The following is an 11,228-nucleotide window of genomic DNA, read 5'->3' as shown; positions in this document are numbered from 1 at the left end:
CATCCATCATCCGTGGGCATGACGGCTCGTCCTGTGCGAAAGCCGCCTCGTTCGGAGTAGTGTCCTGTCCGTGTTCTATTGGTTCCTGAAGTTCCTCGCACTGGGTCCGTTGCTCAAGCTGATCTTCAGGCCATGGGCCGAGGGCACCGAGAACGTGCCCAAGGAGGGCGCCGCGATCCTGGCCAGCAACCACCTGTCCTACAGCGACTGGTTGTTCATGCCCCTGGTGATCCCGCGCCGCGTGACGTTCGTGGCCAAGGCGGAGTACTTCGAGGGGTCCGGGGTCAAGGGCTGGCTGCAGAAGACGTTCTTCTCCGGCGCGGGTCAGGTGCCCATCGACCGCACGAGCGGTTCGGCCGCGGCCGGCGCGATCAAGACCCAGCTGCGGCTGCTCGCCGACGGCGAGGTCTGCGGCATCTATCCCGAGGGCACCCGCTCGCACGACGGAAAGCTCTACCGCGGCCGCACCGGCGTCGCGCGGCTCGCGCTCGAGGCGGGCGTCCCCGTCATCCCGCTCGCGGTCATCGGCACCAACGTCGTCGCCCCTCCGGGCAAGATCTTCGGCCGCTACGCCCGCCCGGGCGTGCGGTTCGGCAAGCCGCTGGACTTCAGCCGCTACGAGGGCATGCAGGACGACCGCTACATCCTGCGCGCGATCACCGACGAGATCATGTACGAGATCATGCGCCTGTCGGGTCAGGAGTACGTCGACCTGTACGCGCAGGAGGCCAAGAAGCGCGACCAGGCACGGGAGAAGGAGGCGGCGACCGCCGCCGCCCGTGCCGAGGCCGACGAGGTCTGGGAAGAGATCCGCCCCGACTGACACCGGCACCCGACACCCACAGCTGCACCCACACGAGGAGGCCCCATGAAGGTCGGCATGCTCACCGGGGGAGGCGACTGCCCCGGTCTCAACGCAGTCATCCGGGGCGCGGTGCGCAAGGGGGTGTCCACGTACGGCCACGAGTTCATCGGGTTCCGGGACGGCTGGCGGGGCCCCCTCGAGAACGACACGATGCGGCTCGACGTCGACGCGGTGCGCGGCATCCTGCCCCGCGGCGGCACGATCCTCGGCTCGTCGCGCACCAACCCGTTCGCGATCGACGACGGGGTCGAGCAGATCAAGGACAATCTCGCGGCCAACGGCTGTGACGCGCTGATCGCGATCGGCGGCGAGGACACGCTCGGCGTCGCGACCAGGCTCGCCGATCTCGGCGTCAACGTGGTCGGCGTGCCGAAGACGATCGACAACGACCTGTCGGGCACCGACTTCACCTTCGGCTTCGACACCGCGGTCAACGTGGCCACCGAGGCGATCGACCGGCTCCACACGACCGCCGAGTCGCACCACCGCGTGCTGGTGGTCGAGGTGATGGGTCGCCACGCCGGCTGGATCGCCCTGCACAGCGGACTGGCCGGCGGCGCCAACATCATCTTGATCCCCGAGCGCCCCTTCGACATCGAGAAGGTCTGCGCCCAGGTCGAGAGCCGGTTCGCGACGCACTACGCGCCGATCATCGTGGTGTCCGAGGGTGCGGTGCCGGCCGAGGGCGGCGACATGTCGCTGGTCAGTGGCGACAAGGACGCCTTCGGCCACGTACGCCTCGGCGGCATCGGCGACCGGCTGGCCTCGGAGATCGAGCACCGCACCGGCAAGGAGGCGCGGGCCGTGGTGCTCGGGCACGTCCAGCGAGGCGGCGTGCCGACCGCGTTCGACCGCTGGCTCGCGACCCGGTTCGGCCTGCACGCGATCACCGCCGTCCACGAGGGCGACTACGGGACGATGATGGCGCTGCGCGGCACCGACATCGTCCGGGTGCCGCTCTCCGAGGGCACCGAGACGCTCAAGACCGTGCGACCCGAGCTCTACTCAGAGGCGGAAGTCCTCTTCGGCTGAGGGCCCAGGCCCGTACGCTCGAGAGATGATCTCTTCGCGCCCGGTCGAGAACGTCTGGGACTATCCGCGCCCCCCTTCGGTGGAGCCGAGCGACGAGAACATCGTCATCGAGCTGGGCGGCATGCGCATCGCGTGGACGTCCTCGAGCTTCCGAATCTGCGAGACCAGCCACCCGCCGGCGTACTACCTGCCGATCGAGGCTTTCGCGGGCGACGTGCTGCACGCGCTCCCGGGCAGGACGTGGTGCGAGTGGAAGGGCGCGGCGTCCTACTTCGACGTCGTGACGCCGGCACGGACCGTTCCGGCCGGGGCCTGGACGTACCGCATGCCCAGCCCGGGCTATGCCGACATCATCGATCACATCGCGGTGTACCCGGGCAAGATGGACCGCTGCCTCCTCGACGGCGAGCGGGTCCGCGCCCAGCCCGGAGACTTCTACGGCGGCTGGGTCACGTCCCGGGTGAGGGGCCCGTTCAAGGGCGGACCGGGCACGTCGAGCTGGTGACCGCGCGGCCCGTCTCACGCTCTCGGGGCGGGTCGGAGCACTGCGGATCGCGGCGTATCCTTGGGGCGTGAGCATTCCGACCCTAGACGACCTCCATGCGATGGGCGCTGTCCAGCAGCCGACGTATGTCGATCAGTCCGCCCGCGACGCCGCGGTGCAGACCCTGCGCAAGATGCCCCCGCTTGTCTTTGCGGGCGAGTGCGATGCGCTGCGCGGACGTCTCGCCGACGTCGCCCAGGGCAAGGCCTTCCTCCTGCAGGGCGGCGACTGCGCCGAGACCTTCGAGGGCGTCACCGCCGAGAACGTCCGCAACAAGCTGCGGGTCCTGCTCTCGATGGCGGTCGTGCTGACGTACGCCGCGAGCGTCCCGGTCGTCAAGGTCGGCCGTCTGGCCGGCCAGTACGCCAAGCCCCGCTCGAGCGACACCGAGACCCGCGACGGCGTGACGCTGCCGGCCTACCGCGGCGACGCCGTCAACGGCTTCGACTTCACGCCCGAGGCACGCGCGCACGACCCGCAGCGCCTCGTCGACGTCTACAACGCCTCGGCCGCGACGCTCAACCTCGCTCGCGCGTTCACGACCGGCGGCTACGCCGACCTGCGTCAGATGCACGCGTGGAACACCGACTTCGTCAAGAACAGTCCCGTGGGCGAGCGCTACGAGCGCATCGGCGCCGACATCGACCGCGCGCTCGCGTTCATGGACGCGATCGGTGTCGATCCCGACGAGTTCCACACGGTCGACTTCTTCTCTTCGCACGAGGCGCTCATCCTGGAGTACGAGCACGCCCTCACGCGCATCGACTCGCGCACCCAGCTGCCGTACGACGTCTCCAGCCACTTCGTCTGGATCGGCGAGCGGACCCGTCAGCTCGACGGTGCCCATGTCGAGCTGCTGAGCCGCATCGCCAACCCCGTGGGCGTCAAGCTCGGCCCCACGTCGACCGCTGACGACGCGATCGGGCTGTACGAGAGGCTCAACCCCGACCGAATCCCGGGCAAGGTCACCTTCATCACCCGCTTCGGCGCGGGCAAGATCCGCGACGGGCTGCCCAACCTGGTCGAGAAGGTCACGGCTGCGGGCATCGAGGTCGCGTGGGTGTGCGATCCGATGCACGGCAACACCTTCGAGACCAGCAACGGCTACAAGACGCGCGAGTTCGACGACGTCATCGACGAGGTCCGAGGCTTCTTCGAGGTGCACCGTGCGCTCGGCACCTGGCCGGGCGGCGTGCACGTCGAGCTCACGGGTGACGACGTCACCGAGTGCGTCGGCGGCGGCGCCAAGCTGTCGGCCGCCGATCTGACGCACCGCTACGAGACGCTGTGCGATCCGCGGCTCAACCGGGCGCAGTCGCTCGAGCTGGCCTTCCTCGTCGCGGAGATGCTCGCAGGTCGCTGACGCTCGTGCCGGGCGCGGGGACACCCCGCGCCCGGGTCAGAGCGGGAAGACGATGATGCGCGTGCCCCGGCGCACCTCGTCGCCGGCCGACGGGCTCTGTCGGCGGACGATGAAGTTGCCCGATCCGGGGATGTAGGGGGCGAAGAACTCCAGCCCGGCCTCGCGGATGATGCGGCGGGCCTCGCTCTTCTTCTTGCCGCGCACATTGGGCACCGTGACCAGGTCAGGTCCCTTGGAGACCGTCAGGGTGATCCTGTCGTTCCTGAACCGGGTGCCGTCGCGCGGGTCCTGCGAGATGACGGTGCCCTTGTCGACGTCATCGCTGAACTCCTTGGTCGTGGTGACCTCGAAGCCGGCCTCGCGCAGCGCGGTGGTCGCCTCGGCGGCGGGCCTGCCTGTGTAGTCCTCGACCGGGATGGGCTGGCGACCGAGGCTCACGAGCACGTCGACGCGGTCACCCTTGCGCAACGGCGTCGCGGAGGTGATGTTGTCCTTGGGCCCGATGACGCGGCCCTTCTTGATCGTCTCGCTGTACTGCTCCTCCTGGTCACCCAGCTCGAGGTTCTGCGCCGCGAGGGCCGCCGCGGCGCCCTTGATCGTGGAGTTCTTGAGGTTGTTCTTGGGGATGTAGTAGCGCTCGGGTCCCTTGGAGACGACCGCCTTGATCGTGCTGCCCGGCAGGATCTTCGCCCCGGGCTCGGGATCGGTGCTGATCACGACACCGGACGTCACGTCCTCGGAGAACGCGCGGCGGGCGATCGTGAACTCGAAGCCCTCGGCCTCGGCGTTCTTGGCCGCAGTGGTGGCCGCGCTGCCGGTCAGGACGGGCGTGTCGGTGTAGCGCAGGTCGGTGACGTACCAGGTGCCGAGGGCCGCGAGCACCGCGAGGACCAGGACCAGGATGAGCAGATTGCGTCCGCGTCGGGAGTGGCGTCTGGGCGCGGCCTGCGCGTACTGCTCGCGGGAGATCGGCGGATCGAGGCCGAGGGGCCGGGCGGGGTCGCGCGGGCCCCGCGGCGGGGGAGGCGGCGCGCCGGTCGTGGCGTTGCTCCACTGCATCGTGCGTTCGGACGTGGAGACGGCCTCGGTGGGGGTGGACATCGAGGCCGGCGCGGCCAGGCCGAACGCGGAGCGGGGCACCGCGACGGTGGGGGAGTCCTCGTCGATGCGGCCGCCCGGCGCCAGGTCGGCGACGAGCTCGGGGTCGTCGTCGAGGCCCGCGGCGAGGGCTCGCTGGACCGAGCGGACCTGCTGCAGCATGACCCGCGCATCGGTCGAGCGCTGGTCACGGTCGCGGACCGTCGCCCGCGCCACGAGCGCGTCGACGTAGGGCGGGATGCCGGGCTGCACCTCGGACGGGGGACCGATGTCCTCGTGGACGTGCTTGTACGCGACCTGGATCGGGGACTCGGCCGAGTGCGGCTTGACCCCCGTGAGCATCTCGTAGAGCATCGCGCCGCACGCGTACACGTCGGAGCGGGCGTCGGCGCCGTCGTTCGTCACGATCTCGGGCGCGAGGTAGGACACCGTGCCGATGAGCGTGCCGCCGGTCGCGGTGGTCGCGGCGCTGACCGCGCGCGCCAGGCCGAAGTCGGCGACCTTGACGTCGCCGTCGGGAGTGATGAGGACGTTCTCGGGCTTGACGTCGCGGTGGATGATCTTCGCGGCGTGGGCCGCGGACAACGCCACGAGCACCTGCTCGAGCAGCTCCAGCGCGCGGTACGCGGGCATCGGGGCCTCGTCGCGCATCAGATCGCGCAGCGTGCGGCCCGGGACGTACTCCATGACGAGGTAGGTGACCTCGCCGTCGGTGCCCTGGTCGAAGACCGAGACGACGTTGCGGTGGTTGAGCTTGGCCGCGGACTTGGCCTCGCGCACGAAGCGCTCGGTGAACTGCTCGTCGTCGCCGAGGCCGTGGTGCATGACCTTGATCGCGACCTCGCGGTCGAGCCGCTCGTCCATGGCGCGGAAGACGCTGGCCATGCCGCCGCGGGCGATCCGCTCCCCGATGAGGTAGCGGTCGTTGAGGACACGCCCGACGAGGGCTTCGTCGCCCGTCACTGGCATCCAGCTCTCCCTTTTCACGTCAGGTCCCGGCCAGGACCTGAACGCATTCTAGTGACTCTTCCACACAGGTCCGTGACCAGCGGGGACGCGTGTTGCCCGCGGCAGGTGATGTCGCCCACGTCGGGGCCGGGGGCGCCGGCCGTGCCCTCAGCTGGCGCGGCGGGTCGCGAGAAGGGCCAGCGGGCCGAGCACGGTCCGTGCCTGCGGCCCCAGGGCGTCGATCGCGGCGTCGGCCTGCTCCTCGAGGCGGGTGATGTCCGCCTCGACCGCCGCGAGCGCACCGCACGTGCGAATGAGGTCGGCCACGGGCTCGACGCCGTCGGACGTGCCGAGCCGCTCGCGCAGGACCTCGTGCCCCGCCGCGTCCGTGAGCTCGTACGCCCGAGCGATCAGGACCGTCCGCTTGCCCTCGCGCAGGTCGTCGCCGGCGGGCTTGCCGGTGACAGCTGGGTCGCCGAACACGCCGAGCACGTCGTCGCGCAGCTGGAACGCCTCGCCGAGCGGCAGGGCCACGGCGCTCAGCGCCTCGATGAGGTCCGGTGACGCCCCGGCGAGTGCCGCCCCGATGTGCAGGGGCCGCTCGACCGTGTACTTGGCGGACTTGAACCGGACGATCGCCATGGCCTCGTCGACCAGGATGCGGTCCTTGGTCTGCGCCGCCACGTCGAGGAACTGGCCGGCGACCACCTCGGTCTTGCACAGGTCGAGGTAGTGGCGGGCCGCGGCGACCCGGGGCGCCATGGTGGGGGAGTCCAGGATCGCGGTCGTCATCATCTCGTCGCACCACGAGAGCATCAGGTCGCCCAGCAGCACCGCGGTCGAGAGGCCGAACCCGGTGGCGTCGCCGGCCCGGTCCTCGTCGCGGTGGAGCTGCTCGAAGGCCCGGTGGATGCTGGGCCTGCCGCGGCGCGTGTCCGAGCCGTCCATCAGGTCGTCGTGCACGAGCGCGCTGCCCTGCAGCCACTCCAGCGATGCCGCGGCGGTGACGAGGTGCCCGTCGAGCGGCGTCCCGCCGGCCACGAGCCACCCCGCGTGGCAGAACTGCGGGCGCAGGCGCTTGCCGCCGCGGACGAAGTCGAGGGCGGCGCGGGTCAGGTGGTCCAGGTCGGGGCCGAGCACGCTGAGCGAGCGGGCCTTGGCCTCGGCGAAGGCCGCGAGACTGTGATCGACTCGTGTCCGGAACTCGGGATCGTCTGCGCGTGTCGTCACGCCTCGAACGATATCGTTGGAAGCATGCGTTCCGAAGCCACGTCCCTCCTCGCGGCCCTTCGTGCGCCCACGCCCACGTGCTCTTTCGAGTTCTTCCCGCCCAAGGACGACGAGGGCGAAGCCGTGCTCTGGCAGACCATCGCCGACCTCGAGCCCCTGAGCCCGACGTTCGTCTCGGTCACCTACGGCGCGGGTGGCACGAGCCAGGAGCGGACCGTGCGCATCACCGGCCGCATCGCCGAGCAGACCTCGATGCGACCGGTCGGCCACCTGACGCTGGTCGGGCAGACCCGCGGCGAGATCGAGGCCGTGCTCAAGCAGTACGCCACGGCGGGCGTCGACAACGTCCTGGTCCTGCGGGGCGACCCCAAGGGTGGCCCGCGAGCGCCGTGGGAGCCCTGTCCCGACGGCATGACGTACGCGATCGAACTCGTCGAGCTCGCCGCCGGCATGGGCGGCTTCGAGATCGGTGTGGCGGCCTTCCCCGAGGGACATCCCGACGCCGAGAGCCTCGAGCGCGACGCCGAGGTGCTGGTGGCCAAGTCCGCGGCCGGCGCCGAGTACGCCATCACGCAGCTGTTCTTCCGCGCCGAGGACTACTTCGGCCTCGTCGAGCGGGTGCGCGCCCTGGGCTGTGACATGCCGATCGTCCCCGGCATCATGCCGATCCTCAACTTCGCGCAGGTCGCCCGCATGGCAGAGCTGTCCGGTGCGGAGATGCCGTCGGAGGTGCTCGAGCAGATCGAGCCCATCCAGGACGACAAGGCCGCGGTGCGTGCCAAGGGCATCGAGCTCGCGACCCAGCTGTGCCGCGACCTGCTGGCAGGTGGCGCCCCCGGTCTGCACTTCATCACGCTCAACCGGTCCAAGGCGACGCGGGAGATCTTCGAGGCGCTGCGCGCCGACGGCCTGGTCTGACCCTCAGCGAGGGGCCGGGCCGACGTCCGCGGCGATCGCGGCCGTCGCCGTGCCGATCGCCTCGAGCGTGCCGCCCGGGTGCGCGTGCGCGCCGGCGAAGTACAGCCCGCCCGAGGGCGCGACGCCGGGCAGGTCCAGCGCGGTGGTCCAGGTGTTCCAGGCCCAGCCCCAGTGGCCCAGGACCACGAGATCGCTCGGCGCCAGGTCGGTGCGGTCGACGACGAACGCCCGCAGGTCGAGTCCGGTGCGGGCGAGCGCGCGCAGGGGATCCTCCCCGCTGCGGTGCTCGATCGTCCAGCGGCCCTCCCCGCCCGACCAGAGCCGGATCGGCGGGTTCGCGTGCACCAGCACCTCCTCGGGCATCGGCGGCGCCTCGGACGAGAGGGTCAGGAGGGTCCGGGACGCGGGGATGACGGGCAGCGCCCTCGGTGCGGGCAGGGGAGCGGGCCACGTGGGCGCCGCCCACACCACGATGTCGGCGGGGAGGGTGCGGCGCTCGGTCACGACACCCGTCACCTGTCCTGCCTCCAGGACCACCTCGTGGGCGGACTCGCCGAGCTCGAGCGTGACCCTGCGCTCGGCCAGTCGCCGTTCCAGCGCGGCAGCCAGGCCGGGCAGCCCACCCTCGAACCGCCAGCGGCCGAACGACCTCTCGACGTAGTGGACGACTGCGGTGAAGGCCGGCGTCGTCCGCCAGTCCTGGCCCGCGAGGCGGACGGGATCGAGGACGATCTTGGCGAGTCGCTCGTCGGCCAGCTCCTTGTCGAGGGCCCTGATGGTCCGGCGCGGCCTGAGCACCTTGCGCATGGGCCGGTCGACCGCCGGACGCCCGGGGAAGACCTGGTCGAGAGCGGTGCGGCGGATGACGTCCCAGGGCTCGGCGAACCGGTCGACCCAGGGGGACCACTCGTCCTCGCCGAGTGCCGCCGTGACGGCCTCGTGCTGGTCGCCCCGGTTGCCCAGGGGCAGGTCCAGGACCGTGCCGTCCTTGAAGACGTGGCGCCGGCCCTCGGTCTTGGTCAGCTCGAGCACGCGCTCGAGCGGTCGGCCGGACTTGCGGAACAGGTCGCGGAAGACGCCGGGCAACGTCACGGTGTCGACGTCCAACTGCCAGGTCGCCCCGTTCACGGTGTGCCCGTGCAGGCGGCCACCGAGCCGCTCGCTCGCCTCGACCAGCGTCACGTCGTGCCGCAGCTTGGCCAGCCGTGCCGCGGCGGTCAGACCGGCGAATCCACCACCCACGACCACCACGTTCGCCATGCGCGCAGACTACGCGGTGCGCTCGAGGGAGCAGCGACGGATCCGTCGACGTGACGCGCTCGCGACTGTGGCACAGTGTCCGCATGGGTCCGGTCCGCTCCGAGCTGATGTGGCAGGCGGTCGTCGACGCAGTCGAGATCGCCGGTTCCGGCGATCCGCTGGACGTCCTCGACCTGGGTGGCGGCACGGGCGGTGACGCGGTGCGCCTTGCGCAGCTGGGTCACCGTGTGACGGTGGTCGACCCGAGCCCGGACGCGCTCGCGTCCCTGCACCGCCGCGGGGTCGAGGCCGGTCTGGCCCGTCCCGTCCGCGCCGTGCAGGGCGACACCAACGACCTGCTGGACCACGTCGAGCCCGCGTCGTTCGACCTCGTGGTGTGCCACGGGGTGCTCGAGCACGTCGACGATCCCGGATTCGCGCTCTCGACCGTCGGCACAGTGCTGCGACCCGGCGGCCACGTCAGCGTCGTCGTCGCGGGACGCAATGCCGCCGTCGCGGCGCGTGCGCTCGCGGGCGACTTCGTCACGGCCCGCACGCTGCTCGGCCGCACGGCCGACACGTGGGACGTGCGCTCGATGGGCCCCCGCCGGTTCGTCCTGGACGAGCTCGAGGGGCTGCTCGCGGCAGGCGGGTTCAGGCCTCTCGCGGCCAACGGCCTGCGCGTCTTTGCCGACCTCGTGCCGAGCGCGATCGTCGACACCGAGCCCGGCGCGCGGGATGCGCTGTACGCGCTGGAGCGACTAGTGCGTACGTCCCCCGAGTTCTCAGGACTTTCGGCTGGTCTGCAATCGATCGCCCACCTAGACTCTGAAGAAGCACCACCGAATCCAGGAGGCAACAGTGCCACTCTCTGACGAAGAGGCCCGTCTGCTCCACCAGCTCGAGCAGTCCCTGGCCGCAGAGGACCCGGACTTCGCCTCGACCCTGCGTGGATCCAAGCTCATGGCGCACAACCGCCGTGTCGCACTGCTCGCGGTCCTGGGCTTCATCGCAGGCATCGCGATCCTGTTCGGGGGAGCGGTCAGCAAGCAGACCTGGCTGGGCGTCTTCGGCTTCGTCGCGATGCTCGCCTCCGCGTACGTGTTCACGATCGCCTGGCGACGCGGCATCGGCGGCCCCGAGGACCAGCACGGCACGCCGGCCGGCGGCGGCAGCCGCGGAGGTCGACCCGGACGCCAGAGCAAGCGCTCGGGCTCGTTCGTGGACCGCATGGAGGAGCGCTGGCAGCGCCGTCGTGACGGAGACGGCCTCTAGGGCGCTGCGGGAGGGGCCATTGCGCCCCACTTCGCTCCACCTCCACACCCACCGCCCCTTCGGGGGCGGTTTTTCTTTGCCCTGACAGGGGTTGTCGCGCTTCCCACACCGTGGGGAGCGCGCCTTCGTCTGCCCTCGAACACGCCGAATGTGTGGTTGATGTGGGGGATAGTGGAGTATGGTGGTGAGAAATGGAGCGATTGGCCGTCGACGAGGAGGAGCGAGGTGAACCCGGATGTCTCGAACTTCTTCGGCACCTACACCCCGCGTCTTGACGACAAGGGCCGGCTGTTCCTCCCGGCCAAGTTCCGTCCTCGCCTCGAGACCGGCATCGTCCTCACCCGCGGCCAGGAGAACTGCATCTACGGGTGGACGACCGAGTCGTTCAACGCCTTCACCGATCGCATCCGCAACACGCCCTTCACCAACCAGGCGGCGCGCAACTTCAACCGGATGTTCTTCTCCGGTGCGTCCTCGGAGGTGCCCGACAAGCAGGGGCGCATCTCGATCCCGCCCGTGCTGCGCACCTGGGCACAGCTCGACAAGGAGTGCACGGTCGTCGGCGCGATGGATCGCATCGAGATCTGGGACTCGCGCCGCTGGGACGAGTTCTCCGCAGCGCAGGAAGGTCCGTTCGCGGACATGTCGGAAGAAGTGATGCCCGGGATCTTCTGACGGCTCGTGCGGCGAGATCTGCGCCCGCATGGTTCTGACAT

11 protein-coding genes are annotated in these 11,228 nt (G+C 70.6%); 8 read left to right on the top strand and 3 right to left on the bottom strand.

All coding sequences use genetic code 11. The annotated features are described in order from the left end of the window. Positions 1-70 precede the first annotated feature (70 nt). The 4 genes from GEV27_RS11685 to GEV27_RS11670 all read left to right on the top strand — a co-directional run bounded on the left by GEV27_RS11685 (position 71) and on the right by GEV27_RS11670 (position 3,804). The gene (locus GEV27_RS11685) at positions 71-823 is read left to right on the top strand and encodes a 1-acyl-sn-glycerol-3-phosphate acyltransferase (RefSeq protein WP_153652365.1); all 753 of its coding nucleotides are present in this window, start codon (positions 71-73) and stop codon (positions 821-823) included. A gap of 45 nt (positions 824-868) precedes the next feature. Then, a complete protein-coding gene (locus GEV27_RS11680) occupies positions 869-1,897 on the top strand; it encodes a 6-phosphofructokinase (RefSeq protein ID WP_153934385.1) in 1,029 nt (342 codons plus the stop codon). Positions 1,898-1,922: 25 nt separating this feature from the next. Further along, on the top strand, positions 1,923-2,402 hold the full coding sequence (locus GEV27_RS11675; protein ID WP_153652367.1) for a DUF427 domain-containing protein: 480 nt from the start codon (positions 1,923-1,925) through the stop codon (positions 2,400-2,402). Between the two features lie 67 nt (positions 2,403-2,469). Then, on the top strand, positions 2,470-3,804 hold the full coding sequence (locus GEV27_RS11670) for a class II 3-deoxy-7-phosphoheptulonate synthase (RefSeq protein ID WP_328596708.1): 1,335 nt from the start codon (positions 2,470-2,472) through the stop codon (positions 3,802-3,804). A gap of 36 nt (positions 3,805-3,840) precedes the next feature. Here GEV27_RS11670 and pknB read toward each other — a convergent pair whose 3' ends face one another. Both pknB and GEV27_RS11660 read right to left on the bottom strand, forming a co-directional pair. Then, positions 3,841-5,871 (bottom strand): Stk1 family PASTA domain-containing Ser/Thr kinase, encoded by a 2,031-nt coding sequence (gene pknB, locus GEV27_RS11665; RefSeq protein WP_153911483.1) that lies wholly within the window; start codon positions 5,869-5,871, stop codon positions 3,841-3,843. Between the two features lie 147 nt (positions 5,872-6,018). Further along, on the bottom strand, positions 6,019-7,080 hold the full coding sequence (locus GEV27_RS11660) for a polyprenyl synthetase family protein (protein WP_309222203.1): 1,062 nt from the start codon (positions 7,078-7,080) through the stop codon (positions 6,019-6,021). Between the two features lie 24 nt (positions 7,081-7,104). Between GEV27_RS11660 and metF the strand changes: the two genes are divergently transcribed. Continuing rightward, on the top strand, positions 7,105-7,998 hold the full coding sequence (gene metF / locus GEV27_RS11655) for a methylenetetrahydrofolate reductase [NAD(P)H] (protein ID WP_153652370.1): 894 nt from the start codon (positions 7,105-7,107) through the stop codon (positions 7,996-7,998). Between the two features lie 3 nt (positions 7,999-8,001). On the opposite strand, the gene GEV27_RS11650 is transcribed toward metF, so the two are convergent. After that, positions 8,002-9,258, bottom strand: coding sequence for an NAD(P)/FAD-dependent oxidoreductase (locus GEV27_RS11650; protein ID WP_153934383.1), 1,257 nt, complete (start codon positions 9,256-9,258; stop codon positions 8,002-8,004). Positions 9,259-9,341: 83 nt separating this feature from the next. Here GEV27_RS11650 and GEV27_RS11645 point away from each other — a divergent pair, with 83 nt between their 5' ends. From GEV27_RS11645 to mraZ, 3 genes are all read left to right on the top strand, one after another. Further along, positions 9,342-10,112: a bifunctional 2-polyprenyl-6-hydroxyphenol methylase/3-demethylubiquinol 3-O-methyltransferase UbiG gene (locus GEV27_RS11645; RefSeq protein WP_153652372.1), complete on the top strand. Its 771-nt coding sequence runs from the start codon at positions 9,342-9,344 to the stop codon at positions 10,110-10,112. After that, a complete protein-coding gene (locus GEV27_RS11640; RefSeq protein ID WP_153652373.1) occupies positions 10,099-10,512 on the top strand; it encodes a DUF3040 domain-containing protein in 414 nt (137 codons plus the stop codon). Before GEV27_RS11645 ends, GEV27_RS11640 begins: the two co-directional genes overlap by 14 nt. 225 nt (positions 10,513-10,737) lie before the next feature. Continuing rightward, entirely contained in the window at positions 10,738-11,187 is a 450-nt protein-coding gene (gene mraZ, locus GEV27_RS11635; RefSeq protein WP_243838988.1) for a division/cell wall cluster transcriptional repressor MraZ, read from the top strand. Positions 11,188-11,228 lie beyond the last annotated feature (41 nt).

Source organism: Aeromicrobium sp. S22 (assembly GCF_009661045.1).
In the GTDB taxonomy this organism is placed as follows: domain Bacteria; phylum Actinomycetota; class Actinomycetes; order Propionibacteriales; family Nocardioidaceae; genus Aeromicrobium; species Aeromicrobium yanjiei.
This window is presented reverse-complemented; position numbering and strand designations above follow the sequence as displayed.

Excerpts from the sequence above, each read along its gene's own strand:
- metF (WP_153652370.1), top strand. The coding sequence starts at position 7,105 with ATGCGTTCCGAAGCCACGTCCCTCCTCGCGGCCCTTCGTGCGCCCACG.
- GEV27_RS11645 (WP_153652372.1), top strand. The coding sequence starts at position 9,342 with ATGGGTCCGGTCCGCTCCGAGCTGATGTGGCAGGCGGTCGTCGACGCA.
- GEV27_RS11675 (WP_153652367.1), top strand. The coding sequence starts at position 1,923 with ATGATCTCTTCGCGCCCGGTCGAGAACGTCTGGGACTATCCGCGCCCC.
- GEV27_RS11680 (WP_153934385.1), top strand. The coding sequence starts at position 869 with ATGAAGGTCGGCATGCTCACCGGGGGAGGCGACTGCCCCGGTCTCAAC.
- GEV27_RS11650 (WP_153934383.1), bottom strand. The coding sequence starts at position 9,258 with ATGGCGAACGTGGTGGTCGTGGGTGGTGGATTCGCCGGTCTGACCGCC.
- pknB (WP_153911483.1), bottom strand. The coding sequence starts at position 5,871 with ATGCCAGTGACGGGCGACGAAGCCCTCGTCGGGCGTGTCCTCAACGAC.